At 65.3% G+C, this 18,651-nt stretch carries 17 protein-coding genes; 10 read left to right on the top strand and 7 right to left on the bottom strand.

The features are described from left to right. Positions 1–28: 28 nt before the first annotated feature. Together IE097_RS04395 and IE097_RS04390 are read left to right on the top strand one after the other, a co-directional pair. Complete coding sequence (locus IE097_RS04395; protein ID WP_189458930.1) at positions 29–1,480, top strand: protein adenylyltransferase SelO; 1,452 nt, start codon at positions 29–31, stop codon at positions 1,478–1,480. 136 nt (positions 1,481–1,616) lie between these two features. Beyond that, positions 1,617–3,095 carry an inorganic phosphate transporter gene (locus IE097_RS04390; RefSeq protein ID WP_189458929.1) on the top strand — a complete coding sequence of 493 codons (1,479 nt, stop codon included), beginning with the start codon at positions 1,617–1,619 and terminating at the stop codon, positions 3,093–3,095. Positions 3,096–3,147: 52 nt separating this feature from the next. On the opposite strand, the gene IE097_RS04385 is transcribed toward IE097_RS04390, so the two are convergent. From IE097_RS04385 to IE097_RS04370, 4 genes are all read right to left on the bottom strand, one after another. Continuing rightward, on the bottom strand, positions 3,148–3,834 hold the full coding sequence (locus tag IE097_RS04385) for an amino acid ABC transporter permease (RefSeq protein WP_189459193.1): 687 nt from the start codon (positions 3,832–3,834) through the stop codon (positions 3,148–3,150). Further along, complete coding sequence (locus tag IE097_RS04380) at positions 3,834–4,529, bottom strand: amino acid ABC transporter permease (RefSeq protein ID WP_189458928.1); 696 nt, start codon at positions 4,527–4,529, stop codon at positions 3,834–3,836. The genes IE097_RS04385 and IE097_RS04380 overlap by 1 nt, the downstream gene beginning before the upstream one ends. An 80-nt stretch (positions 4,530–4,609) precedes the next feature. Further along, positions 4,610–5,416 carry an ABC transporter substrate-binding protein gene (locus IE097_RS04375; RefSeq protein WP_189458927.1) on the bottom strand — a complete coding sequence of 269 codons (807 nt, stop codon included), beginning with the start codon at positions 5,414–5,416 and terminating at the stop codon, positions 4,610–4,612. A gap of 241 nt (positions 5,417–5,657) precedes the next feature. Further along, positions 5,658–6,605 carry a histone deacetylase family protein gene (locus tag IE097_RS04370; protein WP_229797422.1) on the bottom strand — a complete coding sequence of 316 codons (948 nt, stop codon included), beginning with the start codon at positions 6,603–6,605 and terminating at the stop codon, positions 5,658–5,660. Between the two features lie 112 nt (positions 6,606–6,717). On the opposite strand from IE097_RS04370, the gene IE097_RS04365 reads away from it, so the two are divergent. From IE097_RS04365 to IE097_RS04335, 7 genes are all read left to right on the top strand, one after another. Next, positions 6,718–7,608: a hypothetical protein gene (locus IE097_RS04365; RefSeq protein ID WP_189458926.1), complete on the top strand. Its 891-nt coding sequence runs from the start codon at positions 6,718–6,720 to the stop codon at positions 7,606–7,608. A gap of 31 nt (positions 7,609–7,639) precedes the next feature. Next, entirely contained in the window at positions 7,640–8,551 is a 912-nt protein-coding gene (locus IE097_RS04360) for an AAA family ATPase (RefSeq protein WP_189458925.1), read from the top strand. Beyond that, the gene (locus IE097_RS04355; RefSeq protein WP_189458924.1) at positions 8,551–9,504 is read left to right on the top strand and encodes a DUF58 domain-containing protein; all 954 of its coding nucleotides are present in this window, start codon (positions 8,551–8,553) and stop codon (positions 9,502–9,504) included. Before IE097_RS04360 ends, IE097_RS04355 begins: the two co-directional genes overlap by 1 nt. Beyond that, entirely contained in the window at positions 9,501–11,468 is a 1,968-nt protein-coding gene (locus IE097_RS04350; RefSeq protein WP_189458923.1) for a transglutaminase TgpA family protein, read from the top strand. The genes IE097_RS04355 and IE097_RS04350 overlap by 4 nt, the downstream gene beginning before the upstream one ends. Further along, entirely contained in the window at positions 11,465–12,571 is a 1,107-nt protein-coding gene (gene hemH, locus IE097_RS04345) for a ferrochelatase (protein WP_189458922.1), read from the top strand. Before IE097_RS04350 ends, hemH begins: the two co-directional genes overlap by 4 nt. An 82-nt stretch (positions 12,572–12,653) precedes the next feature. After that, positions 12,654–13,352 carry a response regulator transcription factor gene (locus tag IE097_RS04340; protein WP_189458921.1) on the top strand — a complete coding sequence of 233 codons (699 nt, stop codon included), beginning with the start codon at positions 12,654–12,656 and terminating at the stop codon, positions 13,350–13,352. Beyond that, positions 13,339–14,727 carry a sensor histidine kinase gene (locus IE097_RS04335; RefSeq protein WP_189458920.1) on the top strand — a complete coding sequence of 463 codons (1,389 nt, stop codon included), beginning with the start codon at positions 13,339–13,341 and terminating at the stop codon, positions 14,725–14,727. Before IE097_RS04340 ends, IE097_RS04335 begins: the two co-directional genes overlap by 14 nt. A 55-nt stretch (positions 14,728–14,782) precedes the next feature. On the opposite strand, the gene IE097_RS04330 is transcribed toward IE097_RS04335, so the two are convergent. From IE097_RS04330 to IE097_RS04320, 3 genes are all read right to left on the bottom strand, one after another. Beyond that, entirely contained in the window at positions 14,783–15,421 is a 639-nt protein-coding gene (locus tag IE097_RS04330; RefSeq protein WP_189458919.1) for a CoA pyrophosphatase, read from the bottom strand. A gap of 1 nt (position 15,422) precedes the next feature. After that, the gene (locus tag IE097_RS04325) at positions 15,423–16,037 is read right to left on the bottom strand and encodes a trimeric intracellular cation channel family protein (RefSeq protein WP_189458918.1); all 615 of its coding nucleotides are present in this window, start codon (positions 16,035–16,037) and stop codon (positions 15,423–15,425) included. 65 nt (positions 16,038–16,102) lie between these two features. After that, entirely contained in the window at positions 16,103–16,456 is a 354-nt protein-coding gene (locus tag IE097_RS04320; protein WP_189458917.1) for an Hpt domain-containing protein, read from the bottom strand. Positions 16,457–16,582: 126 nt separating this feature from the next. Between IE097_RS04320 and metG the strand changes: the two genes are divergently transcribed. Further along, complete coding sequence (gene metG / locus IE097_RS04315; protein WP_189458916.1) at positions 16,583–18,625, top strand: methionine--tRNA ligase; 2,043 nt, start codon at positions 16,583–16,585, stop codon at positions 18,623–18,625. Positions 18,626–18,651 lie beyond the last annotated feature (26 nt).

The raw sequence follows: 18,651 nt of genomic DNA, 5'->3' as shown, positions 1-18,651 counted from the left end.
TCAGGATTCGCGCAGTCGCGCGAAAGCCATGGAATATACGCTCGCCACCGCCCCGCTGACACCCCGCTTCGCCCTGCTGCCCGACCGTTACTACAGCATCGTGACGCCGTCCCCCCTGCCGGCGCCGCGGCTGCTGGCCTGGAATGCGGCACTGGCGGCGCAACTGGGCCTGAACCCCGACCCCGCCGCCCACCCACGGCTCGCCGAACTGCTCGTCGGCAACCTGCTGCGGCAGGAAAGGCCGCTGGCCAGCGTCTATTCCGGGCACCAGTTCGGCCAGTGGGCCGGCCAGCTCGGCGACGGTCGCGCCATCCTGGTGGCCGAGCTGACCGATACCGACGGCTGCATTCAGGAAATCCAGCTCAAGGGCGCCGGTCTGACGCCGTACTCGCGCATGGGCGACGGTCGTGCGGTGCTGCGCTCGTCGATCCGCGAATACCTGTGCTCGGAAGCCATGGCCGGACTCGGCATTCCGACGACGCGGGCGTTGTCGCTGGTCGGCTCGCCGGAGCCGGTATGGCGCGAGACGCGCGAAACGGCCGCCGTCGTCGCCCGCGTCGCGCCGACCTTTTTGCGTTTCGGCCACTTCGAGCATTTCTACCACCGCGGCGAACCCGTGGCGCTGAACGAACTCGCCGACTGGACGATTGCCCATTTCTACCCGGAGTGCGCTGCGGCCACGTCGCCGTATCTGGCGCTGTTCGAGGCGGTACGCGACCGCACCGCGGCGATGATCGCCGACTGGATGGCGGTCGGCTTCTGCCACGGCGTGATGAACAGCGACAACATGTCGATGCTCGGACTGACACTCGACTACGGTCCGTTCGGTTTCCTCGACGGCTTCGACGCGGGCCACATCTGCAACCATTCGGATCACCACGGTCGCTACGCCTTCAACCAGCAGCCGCAGATCGGCCTGTGGAACCTTGCCTGCCTCGCGCAGACGCTGGTCAACCTGGTCGATGCCGATGCGCTGCGAACCGCGCTCGACGGTTATCAGCAGGTGTTCGAAGCGGCCTACGCCGAACGCCTCCGGCGCAAGTTCGGCCTGGCCGAATGGCGCGAGGCCGACTGGGCACGGTTCACCCGCCTGCTTGAACTGATGCAGGCCTCGAGGACCGACTGGACGATTTTCTGGCGCGACCTGTCCCGTACCGCCCGGCATGACCGGCTTCGCGACCAGTTTGTCGACCGTGATGCCTTCGACACCTGGCTGGCGGACTACCGGACGCGGCTAGCCACCGACATACTGGCGCCCGCCGAACGCGAAGCCATCATGCTGGCGACCAATCCGCGTCTGGTGCTGCGCAACCATCTGGCCGAGGTGGCCATCCGCAAGGCCGCTGACGGCGACGCGAGCGAGATCGCGCGATTGCAGCGCGCCCTGAGCCGGCCCTTCGACGACGACGAAGCGTTCGACGATCTGGCCGGCCCGGCGCCGGACTGGGCGGCCAGTCTCAGCGTCTCCTGCTCGTCATGAATCGTGCCCGGTGGCGCCTGCAGCATTACCACCGCCTGCCGGTCTGGCGCCACCATCCGGCCGTGTGTTTGATCAAGCGGTGCTGCCGGCTTTCTGCGATAATCCGCGACAATTTCCGCACCTCCCCATCCCTCCCATGATCGAAATGTTCAGCGGCCTCAGCCTCACCGTCGGTGTGAGCCTGGCGCTTGCCGTGTTGTTCGTCCTTACCTTCGAATTCATCAACGGCTTTCACGACACCGCCAATGCCGTTGCCACGGTGATCTACACCAAGGCCATGCCGGCGCACCTCGCGGTCGTCGCCTCGGGCATCTTCAACTTCCTCGGCGTCATGCTCGGCGGGCTCAGCGTGGCCTACGCGATCGTCCACCTGCTGCCGGTCGACCTGCTGATCAACGTCAGCAGCGTCCAGGGCTTGTCGATGGTGTTTTCGCTGCTGGCCGCCGCGATCATGTGGAACCTCGGCACCTGGTATTTCGGCCTGCCGGCGTCGAGCTCGCACACGCTGATCGGTTCCATCCTCGGCGTCGGCCTGGCCAATGCCTTCATCACCGGCGGCGATCTGGGCACCGCGATCAACTGGGGCAAGGCCATCGACATCGCGCTGTCGCTGCTGGTCTCGCCGACGGTGGGCTTCCTGCTGGCCTTCCTGCTGTTGCTGGGGCTCAAGCGCCTCTGGGCCGACGGCAAGATGCACAAGACCCCCGAAGGGCGTCGCGCCATCGACAACAAGAAACACCCGCCGTTCTGGAACCGCGTGGTCCTGATCGCCTCGGCGATGGGCGTCAGCTTCGCCCACGGCTCGAACGACGGCCAGAAGGGCATCGGCCTGATCATGCTGGTGCTGATCGGCATCGTGCCGGCCAAGTTCGTGCTCGACCTCGACAGCACCACCTACCAGATCGACCGCACCCGCGATGCGGCGATCCACATGATGCAGTTCTATCAGCAGCACGATGACAAGCTCGGCAAGTACATGCTGCTCAAGCCGGCCGAGAGCAACGGCGACGACATGCCCAAGCAGTTCCATTGCGACTACCACCAGACCGCGCCGGCGGTCCAGACACTGGTCAGCCGCCTGGAAGGCATCAAGGACTACAGCGAGATCGCACCGGCAGAGCGGCCGCACATCCGCCGGCTGATCCTGTGTCTGGACGACACCGCGCGCAAGGTCGCCAAGCTGCCGGAGATCAAGCCGCGCGAAGTCGCCGATCTGAACAAGCTGCGCGCCGACCTGACCGCGACGACCGAATACTCGCCGCAATGGGTGATCGTTGCGATCGCACTGGCACTCGGCCTCGGCACCATGGTCGGCTGGAAGCGCGTCGTGCTCACCGTCGGCGAGAAGATCGGCAAACAGGGCATGACCTACGCGCAGGGGATGAGCGCACAGATCGTCGCCGCCAGCTCGATCGGCATCGCCAACATCTTCGGCCTGCCGGTATCGACCACCCACGTGCTCTCGTCCGGTGTCGCCGGCACCATGGTCGCCAACAAGAGCGGCCTGCAGATGAGCACCATCCGCAACATCCTGCTGGCCTGGGTCTTCACGCTGCCGGCGTCGATGGGCCTCGCCGCCGCATTCTTCTGGACCTCGATGAAGATTTTCGGCTGATCCGCATCGGCCGGACTCGCCGACGGGAACGGGCGCCACTGGCGCCCGTTTTTCATTGCGCCAGCCGGTAGCGCCGGGTGTAGGCCGCGGCAGCCAGCTCGAGCGCGCCGCAGATCAGCAGGTACAGCAGCGCAACGAAAAGGAAGACCTCGGTCGGGTACACCATGGCCCGGTTGTTGACCTGAGTGGCCAGAAATGTCAGCTCACCGACGCCGACGATATAGGCCAGCGACGTGTCCTTGATCAGCGAAATCCACTGGTTGATGAACGACGGTACCATCATCCGCAAAGCCTGCGGCAGCACGACCAGCCGCAAGGTCAGCCACTCGCTCAGACCCAGCGACAGGCCGGCCTGCCACTGGCCGCGACCGATCGCAACGATGCCGGCGTGCAATGCATGCGACAGGTAAGCCCCACCGATCAGCGCCAGCGCGCAGACCACGGTACCGATTGCCGGCACGTCGATGCCGAACACGATGGGCAGCAGGAAATACATCCAGAAGATCAGCATCAGCACCGGCACTGCCCGCAGCGCATCGAGCACCAGCACCAGCAACCGTGCGCTCCAGCCCCGCGCCAGTGTCAGCGCGATACCGCCGGCGATACCGAGCAGCGCCGATGCAAGACCGGCCGCCATGCTCAGCAACAACGTCAGCGCGGCGCCGCCGAGCGGCCCGTCCGGATACGCGCCCCAGAGCAGGTAATCGACATTGTCGCGAATCACCGAGAAGTCGAGCATCACGCCGCCCTCCTTCTGCCCGCGACCTGTACCAACATGACCGCGAACATGTACAGCAGCGTCGCCACGCCAAAGGCCTGAAAGGTCTTCAGCGTTTCGGTCTCGACCTGACGCGATGCATAGGACAGTTCGGCCAGGCCGATCGCCATCGCCAGCGACGAGTTTTTCACCACGTTCATGTACTGGCCGAACAGCGGCCCGCGGGCAATGCGCAGCGCCTGCGGCAGGATCACCCAGCGGAACGCCTGCCAGCCCGTCAGTCCCAGCGCCGCCGCGGCAGCGCGCTGCCCCCGGCCGACACCGCGAATGCCGGCGCGGATTTCCTCGGCAATGAAGGCCGCCGAATACAGCGTCAACCCGAACAGCGCCGCGAGCCACTCGAACGATGGCCACGGCACGCCGAGCAGCGATTTCGGTGTATTCAGCCAGACCATCCACACTTCGGGTACCAGACTGGCGGCGCCGAAGTACCAGAAGAACAGCTGGACCAGCAGCGGCGTATTGCGCATCACCGACAGGTAGACGACGCAGGGCACCGCCAGCCAGCGCTGCTCGCGCGCGGCGGCAACCAGCAAACCGAGCAGCGTGGCCAGCACGATGGTGATCAGCGAGAGCTGCAGGGTCAGGCCGAAGCCCTTCAGCAGCCAGAACAGATAGCGGGCATCGAGCAGGCCCGGAAACAGCGAAGACATCATGGCAAGGCATCGGGAAGGCGCGTGCACGCCGGAAAACGAACGGCCCCGCCTTGCGGCGGGGCCGACCCGGAACTGTCCGATCAGCGCTGGCCGATCTTGAACGCCCCGCGCGGCAGCGGCGCTTCGCTCTTCGGACCGAACCACTTGTCATAGATCTTGCCGGCCTGCTGGGTCTTCTCGAGGTCGACCAGGGCCTCGTTGACGAGGGCCACAAGGCGGGTCTCGCCCTTGCCGATGCCGATGCCCTGATACTCCTGCGTCAGCGCGAACGACGACACCTCGTACTTGGCCTTGTCCGGCACACGGGCCAGCAGGCCGATCAGCTTGGCATCGTCCTGGGTGATCGCCTGGACGTTGCCGTTGCGCAGTGCGGCGAACGCCAGCGGCGTGTCGTCGTACGACACCACGGTCGCATTCGGATACTTCTCGCGCAGCGTGATTTCCTGCACCGTGCCCTTGTCGGCGCCGATGCGCAGCTTGGCGATATCGTCCGGCTGCTTCAGCAGGCCCTTCTTGGCGATGAACTTCTGCCCGGTGGCGAAGTACGGCACGCTGAAATCGACGGTCTTGGCACGCTCGTCGGTAATCGTGAAGTTGGCGGCGATCAGATCGACCTTGTTCGACGTCAGCAGCGGAATCCGGTTGGCCGGATTGGTCGGGTGCAGTTCGACCTTGACGCCAAGCTTCTTCGCGATCGCATTGGCGACGTCGACGTCGTAACCGATGATGTTCTTGTTCTTGCCGTCGACAAAACCGAACGGCGGGTTGGCGTCGAACACCGCAACGCGCAGCACGCCGGCCTTCTTGATGTCGTCGAGCTTGTCGGCCTGGGCAAAACCGGCGGCCAGTGCCAGCAGTGCAAAAATCAGTCCACGAGATGTTTTCATTGTGCGCGCTCCCTGTCGCTGAGACTTGTGTCCCCGCCGGCTTCTGGCCGGCGGAAGGTTTGCAACGAAGACCGCGGATCAAGGCGCGGCACCGTTGTGAAGCGATCTTAAGGCGCACCAACAAATAACCATAAATTATATATTTCTATTTCTTCATTCCCGTTTGTTCCATTCAGCGTCAGCGCGTAAAAAAACCCCGCGGCAAGAACGGGGCCTTCCTTTGTCCGGATCCGCGTGCAGGCTAGAGCCCGGCAAGCACCTTGATGTGTGCGGTGACACTGCGGCCCAGCGCCGACAGGTCGTACCCGCCTTCGAGCATCGACACGATCCGGCCGTTGGCGTGGCGTCGGGCCAGCTTCATCAAGCGTTCGGTCACCCATGCATAATCGGCCTCAACCAGCCCCATCGACGCCATGTCGTCTTCGAGATGCGCATCGAAACCCGCCGAGATCAGGATCAGTTGCGGTGCGAAGTCGTCGAGCAAGGGCAGCCACTTGGCCGCCACCATCTCGCGGAAATCCTGGCCCGTCGTCGCCCGCGGCATCGCGACATTGTGGATGTTGTCGCCCTTAGGTTCGTCGCCGCAGTACGGAAAGAACGGGTGCTGGAACATCCCGACCATCAGGATGCGCGGCTCCTTGCACACCAGGTCCTCGGTGCCGTTGCCATGGTGGACGTCGAAGTCGACGATGGCGACGCGTTCGAGCCCGTAGACATCGATCGCATGCCGCGCGGCGATCGCGATGTTGTCGAACAGGCAGAATCCCATGCCGCGTTCGCGCTCGGCGTGATGGCCCGGCGGGCGTACCGCACAGAAGGCGTTGGCGGCCCGGCCGGTCATGACCAGATCGACCGCATCGATGCCCGCACCGGCAGCGTGATACGCCGCGTTGAGGCTGAAGCGGTTGATCGCGGTGTCAGGGTCGAGGTGAACGTAGCCGTGCGACGGCACCATCACCGTCAGCCGCTCGACATAGTCGGGATCGTGCACCGCTTCGATCTGCGCACGGCTTGCCGGCTGCGCATCGACATGCAGCAGGTAATCCCACAGTTGCGCGGCGATCAGCCGGTCACGAATTGCCGCCAGCCGCTCCGGGCACTCCGGGTGTCCCTTGCCCATGTCGTGCAGGCTGCAGGCGGGATGTGAAAGGTAAGCCGTGGGTTTTTCCGCAGCTTCGGTGTCGTACACACTCGGCCTCTTGACGAAAGCTGTTATTGTTTTGCGTTGAAACACGAGTGTACGCCGCACACCCGAACTCGGCAAAATTCACACTCCCGGCCCACCGACCCCAGGACCGCCCATGCTTGCGCCACTCCGCCTCGCCCTGATCGCCTGCGCACTGACTGCCGCACTCGCCCATGCCGACGAGCTGCAGTACAACGTTGCGCTGACCCCGGTCTGGCAGGGCGAAGCGGCGCTCGACGACGGCGGCAAGGTCGGCCTGAACAGCCTGCTGTTCAGCACCAGCGTCGACCAGGCGATGAATCCGGGCTGGAGTTTCGGCCTCGGCGTTCGGCTGGCACAGGACCGCTGGGACTTCGAATCGCCAGCGCGCTTTGGCGGCCAGGCCCCCTGGGATACGGTCCGACAAGGCAGTCTCGGTTTCCACATCAATTACGTGACCGCCGGCTACCAAAGCTTTTCGGTATTGCCGACCATCGAGTACGCCGGCGAAAGCGGCGCATCCGGTAGCGACGCGATCGGCTACGGCGCCACCTTCATCGCGGCACAGCAGTTCAGCAACACCCTGCAGCTCGGCCTCGGTGCCGGGGTCTTCCGCGAGTTCGACAAGACCAGCGCCTTCCCCTTCCTCGTCGTCGACTGGCAGATCGACAAGCAGTGGCATCTGGGCAATCCCTTCGATGCCGGCCCGTCTGGCCCCGGCGGCCTCGAGTTGAGCTACGCGCCCAACGAGCGCTGGCAGATCGGCGCCGGCGGCGCATACCGGTCGGAGCGATTCCGCCTCGCCGCGAACAACAGCGTCTCTCCCGGCGGGGTCGGCCAGCACGAACGCCTGCCGGTCTATCTGCGCGTCGGCTACGCGGCCAAACCGGGCTGGCGCATCGACGCCTATGCCGCCGCGGCCTTCGGCGGCAAACTCAAGCTCGAGGACGACCGCGGCCACGAGATCGGCAGCGACAGCTACGACACCGCGCCGATGTTCGGCATCAGCTTCTCCGGCGCGTTCTGACCCCCCCAAGTTTCAATTCCAGCTCAAATCCATGCCCCATCCGCTTCACGCCGTCCTGAACCAGCTCAATCAGATCATCCTCGGCAAGGAAAACGTCGTCCGGCTCGCGGTCGCCGGCCTGCTTGCGCGCGGCCACCTGCTGCTCGAAGACCTGCCCGGTGTCGGCAAGACGACGCTGGCCCACGCGATCGCGACGACGCTCGGCCTGCGCTTCTCGCGCGTCCAGTTCACCAGCGACCTGCTGCCGGCCGACCTGCTCGGCGTATCGGTGTACGAGCGCGACAGCGGCCGTTTCCGCTTCCACCACGGTCCGGTGTTCACGCAAGTATTGCTGGCCGATGAAATCAACCGGGCGCCGCCGAAAACCCAGTCGGCGCTGCTCGAAGCCATGGAAGAACACCAGGTCAGCGTCGACGGCGAAACGTACGCACTGCCCGAACCGTTTTTCGTCATTGCCACGCAGAACCCGCAGCACCAGATCGGCACCTTTCCGCTGCCGGAGTCGCAGCTCGACCGCTTCCTGATGCGGCTGGAACTCGGTTACCCCGGCCACGAAGCCGAGCGCGCGATGCTGGCCGGAGACAGCCGGCGCGAGCTCGTCGCCCGGTTGGCGCCGGCGTGCGACCCGGACACGCTGGCCGAAGCACAGCGCGCCGCGGCGGGCGTCAAGGTTGCCGCCCCCCTGCTCGACTACATTCAGGCACTGGCCGCCGCCACGCGGCACCAGCAGCGTTTTGCCTACGGCCTCTCGCCGCGGGCACTGATCGGCCTTGTCGCCGCCACGCGTGCGTGGGCCTGGCTGGACGGACGCGACCACGCGATTCCCGAGGACGTGCAGGCCGTTTTTCCCGCCATCGCAGGCCATCGCCTGCTGTCGCGTGCCAGCGGCCGCCCGGATCCGCTGGCTGCGGTCGAACTGCTCGACACCGTCGCCATTCCCTGATGCGGCGCTGGTTCCAGCGTCGCTGGCAAAACGCCCTGACGCGCCGACACCCGCCAGCGCCCGTGGTCACGCTGCGGCACAACCGCATCTACGTGTTGCCGACGATGTTCGGTGCCCTCTACGCCGCCACGGCGGTCCTGGTGCTGATCGGCGCGATCAACTACCAGTTGAGCCTCGCCTACCTGTTTGCCTTCGTGCTGATCGGTCTCGGCCACGCCGCGCTGCTGCAGAGTTATCGCAACCTGCTGAAGCTGGAACTGCACGCACTGGTTGCCGAACCGGTCTTTGCCGGCGACACCGCCCATTTTCCGGTCGCCCTTGCCAACACGGGCAAGCCGCCGCGACGGGCGCTGTCGGTCTCGCTGCACGGCCAGCCGGCCTCCTGGGTGGAGTCCGTTCCAAGGGATGACGCGACGATCGCACGACTGCCCGTTGCCACCACGGGCCGCGGCTGGCTGGGCATGCCGACGCTGCGCATCGACACCACCTATCCGAGCGGCTGGTGCAAGGCCTGGAGCTACGCCAATCTCGATGCCCGCTGCCTCGTTTACCCACGCCCGGAAGACGACCCGCCGCCCTACCACGGCCAGCACGGCGACCAGGGCCAGCGCCGCGTGCATGGCGACGACGACTTTGCCGGATTGCGCAACTACGTTCCCGGCGATATGCCACGTCAGATTGCCTGGAAGCAGTTTGCCCGGCTCGACACGCTGCTGGTCAGGCAGGACGAGCGTCACGAAGGCCATGCCTGGCTGTTCGACTGGCACGCCCTGCCCGAACTCGGAACCGAAGCGCGGCTGTCGCGGCTGACGGCGTGGATCATCGCCGCCGAGGCCAACGGCGACCGATATGCCCTCGCGCTGCCGGGCAGCACGCTGCCGCGCGGCAACGGCCCGGCACACCGGCATGCCTGCTTGCAGGCACTGGCGCTCTTCGACCGGATGACGCCATGAGCGACACCCTGCCCGGTCGCGCGCTGTATACGCTGATCGCTGCCTTGCTGATGGCATTGCTGCCGCATTTGCTGACGCTGCCGCCCTGGCTGGCCCTGCTGATCGTGGCAGTGCCGCTGTGGCGCGCCAGCCTCGTGTACCGCGGCAAGACGCTGCCGCCACGCTGGCTGCGCTACGTGCTGATGCTGGCCTTGCTGGCGCTGGTGTTCTGGCAGTTCCGGACCCTGATCGGCCGAAGTGGCGGCGTAGCCATGCTGGTGAGCCTGATCGCGATCAAGCTGCTCGAAACGCACAGCCGGCGCGACGCGGCGGTGCTGACGCTGTTGGGCTACTTCGCCGCCGGCGCCCTGTTTCTCGTATCGCAATCGTTCTGGATGCTGCTGTGGGCACTGGCCACGGCCGTCGCACTGACGACACAGCTGATGGCATGGCAGCGCCGTACCGATCATTACGAACCGGACGAGGCCTGGCGCGCTTTGCGCATGCTCGCCGAGGCTGCGCCGGTCGTCATCCTGCTGTTCCTGCTGTTCCCGCGCCTGTCCGGCCCGCTGTGGAGCATGCCGGAAGACCGCAACGGCGCCAGCAGCGGCCTGTCGGACGTGATGAGCCCCGGCAGCTTCACCAATCTGGCGCTCGACGACAGCCCCGCCTTCCGCGTCAGTTTTGACGGCAAGGCGCCGCCGGTCTCGACGATGTACTGGCGCGGACCGGTGTTCGAGCGCTTCGACGGCCGGAACTGGCAACAGCTGCATGACGATGCCGGCGTCCGGCCCACCGCGATCGCGGTCGGTCCGACCCTGAGCTACAGCATGCTGATGGAGCCCAGCGAGCGGAGCTGGCTGCTGGCGCTCGACCTGCCGGTGCGCTGGCCCGCGCACAGCCGGTTGACCTCGCGCTTCCAGCTGGTTGCCGATGCGCCCCTCGCGCAACGCCGCCGCCTCGACATCGTCAGCAGTCCGTTCTGGCACGCCAGCGAGCCCGACGGCGTGCTGCGCCGCAATCTGGTGCTGCCCGCCTCCGGCAATCCGCAAGCACGTGCGCTGGCACGGCAATGGCAGCAACTGCCCGCGGCGGCACGCGTCGACGCGGCACAGCAATGGTTGCGGGCAGGCAAGTTCAGCTACTCGCTGTCCCCGCCCCTGCTGCCGGGGCCGGACCCGATCGACGACCTGCTGTTCACGACACGAGAAGGCTTCTGCGAGCATTACGCCGGCGCCTTCGTCTTCCTGATGCGTGCGGCCGGCGTGCCGGCGCGCGTCGTCGGCGGCTATCTCGGCGGAGAGCGCAATGCCGGTGGCGACTACTGGCTGGTCCGCCAGGCCGATGCGCACGCATGGACCGAAGTCTGGCTCGCCGAACGCGGCTGGCAGCGCGTCGATCCGACTGCCGCCGTCGCGCCGAACCGCATCAACCAGGGGCTGGCGCAAAGCGTGACCAATGCCGCCCGCTTGCCCGGCGTATTGCGCAACGAGGCGCCATGGCTGCGCGAGCTGCGGCAGCACTGGGATGCGACGGTCTTCCAGTGGAACCGCTGGGTGATCGGTTATGATGCGCAACGCCAGATGCAGCTGCTCAACCGGCTCGGTATCGATGCCCTCGCCTCGGCCGCGTTCATCGGCTGGTTCGCCGCACTCGTACTGGCCCTGCTGCTCGGCTACGGCCTTGCGCAGCGCTGGCGCAACCGTCCGCCGCCGCGCGATGCGGCCATGCGCTGCTGGCTGCGCTTTGTCGCGAAGCTTGAACGCGCCGGGATAGCGGCGCAGCCGGGCGAAGCACCGTCGTCGCTGGCGCACCGAGCCGCCGCGCTGCTGCCCGCACACCGCGAAGCACTGGAAGCCATCGCGGCCAGCTATCTGGCCGCGCGATACCGCGAGGACCCGGCCGCCCTCGCCGAGTTGCGTACCCGGGTAAAGCAGTTGCAGCTGACCGTCGGCCGCGCCAAGCAATCAGGAAAAGAACAATGAGTCGTTTTGTCACCGAAACCGAGTTCCGTCATGACCAGCCAGCCCGGATCGGCGTACTGCTGGTCAACCTCGGCACGCCGGACGCGCCGACCGCTGCCGCCGTCAAACCCTATCTGCGCCAGTTCCTCTCCGACCCGCGGGTCGTCGAAATTCCCAGACTGATCTGGCAACTGATCCTGCGCGGCATCATCCTCAACGTGCGCCCGAAGAAGTCGGCGCACAAATACGCCAGCATCTGGAGCAAGGAAGGCTCGCCGCTGCAGGTCTGGACGCAGAAGCAGACCCGCCTGCTCAAGGGCTATCTGGGCGAACGGCTGCAGGCACCGCTGTCGTTCGCGGTCGGCATGCGCTACGGCGAACCGTCGATTGCCGCGGGCCTCGACACACTGAAGGCCGCCGGCTGCGACCGCATCCTGTTGATGCCGCTTTATCCGCAGTACGCCGCCAGCACCACGGCGACCGCCTGCGATGCAGCGTTCGCGCAGCTGATGCGCTACCGCAACCAGCCGGCACTGCGGACCGTGCGCAGCTTCCATGACCACCCCGGTTACATCGATGCATTGGCCGGGCAGGTTCGTGCCCACTGGCAGCGTGAAGGCCGCGGCGATCACCTGCTGATGAGCTTCCACGGCCTTCCGCGCTACACGCTGGACAAGGGCGACCCCTATTTCTGTCACTGCCACAAGACCGCCAGACTGCTCGCCGACGCGCTGGACCTCGATCCTGACCAGTACACGCTGAGTTTCCAGTCGCGCTTCGGCAAGGCCGAATGGCTCAAGCCGTATACCGCCGACGTACTGACGAAGCTGGGCAAGGCCGGCGTCGGCCGGCTCGACGTCATCTGCCCGGGCTTCGTGGCCGACTGTCTCGAAACGCTCGAGGAAATCGCGATCGAGGGCAAAGAGACCTTCCTCACAGCCGGTGGTGGCGACTTCCGCTACATTCCCTGCCTCAACGACCAGCCGGACTGGATCAACGCGCTGGCCGACCTGGTCCAGAGCGAGCTTTCGGGCTGGCTGGCAGCGGACTGGCAAGCCGAATATGCCGCCGGTCTGGCTAGGGAAAGCAGGGAACGCGCCCGAACGCTGGGCGCATCAAAATAACTGGGAAATTGGCGAAATAGCAGTTACACTCAGCAGTAAGCATTTCCTTACAGAACGCCGAATTCCCCGGAGGTTTCCCACCATGAGCACCCGGCTTTTTCTTGCCGAAGACGATCTCATTCTCGCCGATGCCCTGAAAACCAGCCTGTCACAGGCCGACTTCCAGGTTGACTGTGTCAACGATGGCGCTCTGGCGTTGCAGATTCTGCTGCACAACGATTACGACATCGTCGTGCTCGACATCGGCTTGCCGAACATGGACGGCCTCACCGTGCTGCGCAACGTCCGCCAGCACAAGCCTTCGCTGCCCATCCTGATCCTGACCGCGCTCGACGGGCTGGAAGAACGCGTTGCCGGCCTCGACGCCGGTGCCGACGACTACCTGGCCAAACCGTTCGAATTTGCCGAACTCGAAGCGCGTCTGCGTGCACTGCTGCGCCGCAGCCAGATCCTGCCGCAATCGGTCCAGCAACTGGGCAACCTGCGCCTCGACCGCGCCGGCCAGCGCGCCTGGTGCAACGACACGCCGCTCGACCTGTCGGCACGCGAACTGACCGTACTCGAAATCCTGATGTCGAACATCGACCGCGTCGTCACCAAGGAGCAGATCGTTTCCGAACTGGGCTCCGACAACGCCGAAGTCGGCCTCAATGCAATCGAAGTGTACGTCCATCGCCTGCGCAAGAAGCTCGAACCGTGTGGCGTGGTAATCCGTACCATCCGCGGTCTGGGTTATCTGCTCGAGAAGCAACAACCGCTGTCGCAGGATGTTGCGGGATAAGGTTTCGCTCAAACGGCAGCTGCTGCTGTGGCTGCTGATACCGCAAATCGTCCTCTGGTTGGCCGGTGCGGCGCTGTACTACAACGTCGCGACGCACTACGCCAACGCCATTACCGACAATAGCCTGCAGCAGACCGCGCAGGCGATTGCCCGTCAGGTCAGACCGTTCGACGACGGTCTGATCGTCGACTTCCCCCGTGCCGCGCAGCTGCTGCTCGAGGAAGGCCCCGACGACAAACTCTTCTATACCGTCAGCACCCTGCCGGGCGGCATGATCCTCGGCAACCGCCGCCTGCCGTCCCCGCCTTCCGCGCCCGCCGCCAACAACCCGCTGTTCTACAACACCGTTCAGGACGGCGAACCGATCCGGGTGCTGTCGATCTATTACCCGCTGAACAGGCCCGACCACTGGCTGCACGTGCAGGTCGGCAAGAACCTGCAGAAACGCAGCCAGATGTCGCGCGAAATCCTGCTGGCCACCGGCATTCCGATGGGGCTGCTCATCGTCGCAATGAGCGCACTGGTCTGGCTCGGCATCCGCCGCGGCCTGCGTCCGCTGGAGAAACTGCAGCGCAGCGTCGAACATCGTGCACCGCAGGATCTCGCGCCGCTGGAAACGCACGCGTTGCCGGTCGAACTGCAATCACTGACGCATGCGTTGAACCACCTGCTGTCGACGACCAACGAAAGCGTGTCCAGGCAACGGCGCTTCATCGCCGATGCGGCCCACCAGTTGCGTACGCCGCTGGCCGGGCTGAAATCGCAGACCGAACTGGCGATGCGCGAATCGACACCGGAAGGTCTGCGTGACCGGCTCAACCTCGTCCATGCGAGCGCCACACGCAGCATCCACCTCGTCAATCAGCTGCTGACACTGGCACGCTCGGAACCCGGCGCGCAGACCGGTACGCCGGGCATGAAGGTCGACCTCGCCAAGCTGATTCGCGACCTGACCGCCGAATCGGTACCGCGCGCACTCGCAGCCGGCATGGACCTCGGCTGCGACAGCGCCTTGCAGGAAGCGAACATCGACGGTAATCCGGCGCTGTTGCGCGAGCTGTTCGTCAATCTGATCGAGAACGCGATCAAGTACATTCCGCGCGGCTGCAGCATTACCGTACGCCTGTTCGAGCAAGGCCCAGACTACATCGTCGAAGTCGAAGACGACGGCAACGGCATTCCGGACGAACAGAAACCGCGTGTGTTCGAGCGTTTTTACCGCGTCAACCAGAACGACGGCAACGGCTGTGGCCTCGGAATGGCCATCGTCAAGGAAATTGCCGAACGTCATGGCGGCACCATCGTACTGGCCGACGCACAGCCACACGGACTGATCGCCCGGATCTCCCTGCCCAAGCTGCGCCCTGCCGAATAGGGCCCGGCGAGCCGGCCGGTCTACGCGGATTTCCGGCCGACGTGGCCGCGCGCCCTCAGGCGACGTCGACCGGTTCTCCGCCGATACCGAGCGCCGCCGCCAGCATCAGCAGCATGTTTGCCGTCGCCCCCCATACCGTGTAACCGTCGATCTCGATGAAATGCGTCTGTCCGCGCAGACCGCGGCGTTCGACCCAGCGCCGCTCGTACAGCGACGGGTTGAGCAGCTGCTGCAATGGCAGTTCGAACACGTGCTCGACCTCGTCGGCCGATGGCGTCAGGCTGAAGCCCGGATCGAGCACGCCGATCACCGGCGTCACCGCATAACCACTGACGGTGTAATACGCGCCCAGCGTATCGATCACCCGGACATAGCAGCCATCGAGGCCGATTTCCTCGCGGCTTTCGCGCAGCGCTGCGGCGATGGCTCCGTCGTCGTCGTTCTCGACCCGACCACCGGGAAAGCTGATCTGCCCCCCATGCGTCGGCAGGTGTGCCGCACGTTCGGTCAGCAGTACCGAAACCCCGTCGATGCGGGGCACGATCGCGATCAGCACCGCCGCGGGACGCGCTTCCTGCTCGAACGGAAAATCGCCGCTTTCAGGGCGCGGCGAGCCGGCCAGCCGCGCCCGAAGCCAGTCGGCCCAGACACGGGGATCGCCCGAAACCGGCCAGTCCACCTCGGCCCGCTTCATCTCAGTGCCCGACCCGCGGCAGGCGGAAGTCGCGCAGGTGCGCAACCAGTCGCAGCCCGAGGCCGATGACGAACAGGGTCCACTCGACCCACAGACCGCGCCAGCCCGCCTGTGCTGCCGCATACAGCAGCGCAGCCACGAGAATGGCGACGGTGCCGTAAAAATCCTCGTGCAGGATGAAGGGCACGTCGTTGACCATCATGTCGCGCACCAGTCCGCCGCCGACGGCGGTGACGAAGGCGAGGAAGGCCACGCCGAACAGGTTGAGTCCCACATCGAGGCCGATCTGCGCGCCGGCAATGCTGAATGCAACCAGACCGATCGAATCGGCAATGATGAAGATCTTGTACAGCAAGCCGCGATTGCGCTGGTGCAGTTTGATCGCCCAGGCCACCAGCAAGGTGGCGAAAATCGTGTACAGCGGACCTGCATCGATGAAGATGCGCGGCACCCGGTCGACCAGCACGTCGCGGATCATCCCGCCGCCGATGGCGGTCAGCAGCGCCAGAATCACGACACCCAGCACGTCGAAGCGTTTGGTCGCGCCGACCAGATAGCCGGAAATCGTGAAGGCGGCGGTGCCGATCAGGAACAACACGTCGAACTGCAGCTGCATGGTCAAGCCAATCCGGAACGGGAACGCGCCAGTGTAGCCTGAGCCCGCCGGCGCCGATGTAACGGTCAGCGCCGCAGCGCGGATTCGATACCGGCAGCCAACACCTGAAGCTCTGCATAGGCGTCGTCGGCAGACCGTGCGTCGCGCGCCGCAAGCTCGATGCCGCGGCACCGCGCCGCCATGCCGGTTGCGCCGATTTGCGCACATGCCCCTTTCAACTGGTGCGCCGCACGTTCGGCCAGGTAGTGCTGCCCCTGTTGCAGCGCCAGGCCGATTTCCGCCAGGCAGGCTTCGTGGGTCGGCCAGTAGGCGTCGAGCAGCTCGGCGCGCAGGTCCTGCCCCAGATCCCGTGCCAGTGCGGCAAAGGCGGCGTCGATGGCGGCAAGCTCGTGCTGCAGGTCGGGCGGCGGGGGCGGCATACGTTCTGGGGTCCTGTGCGGCCATGGGGGCATGACAAACAACTATAACGGCCCCGTCCGCAATGCGCCACGGCCCGGCGTGCGGCTGCGATATAATCGGCTGATTCATTGCCCAAAAAGACGACCATGAGCCGCAAGATCCTCGTCACCTCCGCCCTGCCCTACGCCAACGGCGCCATCCACCTCGGTCACCTGGTCGAGTACATCCAGACGGACATCTGGGTCCGTTTCCAGAAGATGCGCGGCCACAGCTGCCACTACGTCTGTGCCGACGACACCCACGGTACCCCGATCATGTTGCGCGCGGAGAAGGAAGGCATCACGCCGGAGGCGCTGATCGAGCGCGTGCACGGCGAACACCTGCGCGACTTCACCGGTTTTCATGTCGCCTTCGACAACTACTACAGCACCAACTCGGCAGAAAACCGCCAGTTCGCCTACGACATCTACGCCAAGCTCAAGGCCAACGGCAAGATCGTCTCGCGCACGATCTCGCAGCTGTACGACCCGCAGAAGAACATGTTCCTGCCGGACCGCTTCGTGAAGGGCGAGTGCCCGAAGTGCGGCGCCAAGGACCAGTACGGCGACAACTGTGAAGTCTGTGGCGCCACCTACCAGCCGACCGAGCTGAAGAACCCGTACTCGGCCGTCTCGGGCGCAACGCCGGTACTGCGTGATTCGGAGCACTTCTTCTTCCGTCTCGGCGAGTGCGAGGACTTCCTCAAGGGCTGGACCACCGGTGCAACCACGGTCAACGGGGCCGAGCGTGCGCGCCTGCAGGAAGGCGCCGCAAACAAGATGCAGGAATGGTTCGACGCCGGCCTGAACGACTGGGACATCTCGCGCGACGCTCCGTACTTCGGCTTCGAGATTCCGGATGCGCCGGGCAAGTACTTCTACGTCTGGCTCGACGCGCCGGTCGGCTACATGGCCAGCCACAAGAACCTGTGCGACCGGCTCGGTCTGGATTTCGACGAGTACTGGAACAAGGATTCCAGCGCCGAGCTCTACCACTTCATCGGCAAGGACATCCTCTACTTCCATGCGCTGTTCTGGCCAGCCATGCTCGAATACAGCGGCTACCGCACGCCGACCGGCATCAATGCCCACGGTTTCCTGACCGTCGACGGCGCCAAGATGAGCAAGAGCCGCGGCACCTTCATCACGGCCGAATCGTATCTGCGGCACCTGAATCCGGAATGGCTGCGCTACTACTTCGCCGCCAAGCTCAACAGCGCCATCGAGGACATCGACCTCAACCTCGAAGACTTCGCCGCCCGCGTCAACAGCGACCTGATCGGCAAGTACGTCAACATCGCCAGCCGCGCCGCCGGTTTCATCAGCAAGCGCTTCGGTGGCGAGCTGGCGCGCGACCTCGGCGATGCGCCGGTCCTGGCGAAACTGCAGGCCGCAGGCGATGAACTGGCACAACTGATCGAGAACCGTGAATTCAGCCGCGCGATCCGCGACATCATGGCGCTGACCGACGAGGTCAACCAGTTCGTCGACGCCAACAAACCGTGGGAAATGGCCAAGCAGGAAGGCATGGACGCCGAGCTGCAGCGCGTCTGCTCGATCCTGATCAACGCCTTCCGCCTGCTGACCATCTACCTGAAGCCGGTACTGCCCAGGCTGGCTGCCGATGTCGAAGCCTTCCTCAACATCGCACCGCTGCGCTGGGTCGACGCCGGCTCGCTGTTGCTCGCGCACTGCATCAACCCGTATTCGCACCTGATGACGCGGATCGATCCGAAGGCCATCGAAGCCATGGTCGAAGAAAACAAGCAGGCGCTCGCACCGATCGAAACCAAGCCGGCGCTCGACTACGATGTGCCGCCGATCGCAGAAACGATCAGCATCGACGACTTCATGAAGGTCGACCTGCGCGTGGCGAAGATCGTCGAAGCCAAGGCCGTCGAGGGCGCCGACAAGCTGGTCTCGCTGACACTCGACATCGGCAACGAAACGCGCCACGTCTTCGCCGGCATCAAGTCGGCCTACAAGCCCGAAGACCTGCAGGGCCGGCTGACCGTCATGGTCGCCAACCTGGCGCCGCGCAAGATGAAGTTCGGCCTGTCCGAGGGCATGGTGCTCGCCGGCGGTGGCGACGGCGGCCTGTACATCCTCAGCCCGGACAGCGGCGCGAAGCCGGGGATGCGCGTCAAGTAAGGCGCGGCACTAAAATCAAAACCGGC

The organism is Jeongeupia chitinilytica (assembly GCF_014652315.1).
Taxonomy (GTDB): domain Bacteria; phylum Pseudomonadota; class Gammaproteobacteria; order Burkholderiales; family Chitinibacteraceae; genus Jeongeupia; species Jeongeupia chitinilytica.
Note: the sequence above shows the minus strand (reverse complement) of the source record. Positions and strands in the feature narration are given on the sequence as shown.

What these genes read in the sequence shown, in the direction of transcription:
- IE097_RS04375 (WP_189458927.1), bottom strand. Translation starts at nt 5,416, where the DNA reads ATGAAAACATCTCGTGGACTGATTTTTGCACTGCTGGCACTGGCCGCC.
- IE097_RS04325 (WP_189458918.1), bottom strand. Translation starts at nt 16,037, where the DNA reads ATGCAGCTGCAGTTCGACGTGTTGTTCCTGATCGGCACCGCCGCCTTC.
- IE097_RS04350 (WP_189458923.1), top strand. Translation starts at nt 9,501, where the DNA reads ATGAGCGACACCCTGCCCGGTCGCGCGCTGTATACGCTGATCGCTGCC.
- IE097_RS04330 (WP_189458919.1), bottom strand. Translation starts at nt 15,421, where the DNA reads ATGAAGCGGGCCGAGGTGGACTGGCCGGTTTCGGGCGATCCCCGTGTC.
- IE097_RS04395 (WP_189458930.1), top strand. Translation starts at nt 29, where the DNA reads ATGGAATATACGCTCGCCACCGCCCCGCTGACACCCCGCTTCGCCCTG.
- IE097_RS04385 (WP_189459193.1), bottom strand. Translation starts at nt 3,834, where the DNA reads ATGCTCGACTTCTCGGTGATTCGCGACAATGTCGATTACCTGCTCTGG.
- metG (WP_189458916.1), top strand. Translation starts at nt 16,583, where the DNA reads ATGAGCCGCAAGATCCTCGTCACCTCCGCCCTGCCCTACGCCAACGGC.
- IE097_RS04360 (WP_189458925.1), top strand. Translation starts at nt 7,640, where the DNA reads ATGCCCCATCCGCTTCACGCCGTCCTGAACCAGCTCAATCAGATCATC.
- IE097_RS04365 (WP_189458926.1), top strand. Translation starts at nt 6,718, where the DNA reads ATGCTTGCGCCACTCCGCCTCGCCCTGATCGCCTGCGCACTGACTGCC.
- hemH (WP_189458922.1), top strand. Translation starts at nt 11,465, where the DNA reads ATGAGTCGTTTTGTCACCGAAACCGAGTTCCGTCATGACCAGCCAGCC.
- IE097_RS04380 (WP_189458928.1), bottom strand. Translation starts at nt 4,529, where the DNA reads ATGATGTCTTCGCTGTTTCCGGGCCTGCTCGATGCCCGCTATCTGTTC.
- IE097_RS04340 (WP_189458921.1), top strand. Translation starts at nt 12,654, where the DNA reads ATGAGCACCCGGCTTTTTCTTGCCGAAGACGATCTCATTCTCGCCGAT.
- IE097_RS04355 (WP_189458924.1), top strand. Translation starts at nt 8,551, where the DNA reads ATGCGGCGCTGGTTCCAGCGTCGCTGGCAAAACGCCCTGACGCGCCGA.
- IE097_RS04320 (WP_189458917.1), bottom strand. Translation starts at nt 16,456, where the DNA reads ATGCCGCCCCCGCCGCCCGACCTGCAGCACGAGCTTGCCGCCATCGAC.
- IE097_RS04390 (WP_189458929.1), top strand. Translation starts at nt 1,617, where the DNA reads ATGATCGAAATGTTCAGCGGCCTCAGCCTCACCGTCGGTGTGAGCCTG.
- IE097_RS04335 (WP_189458920.1), top strand. Translation starts at nt 13,339, where the DNA reads ATGTTGCGGGATAAGGTTTCGCTCAAACGGCAGCTGCTGCTGTGGCTG.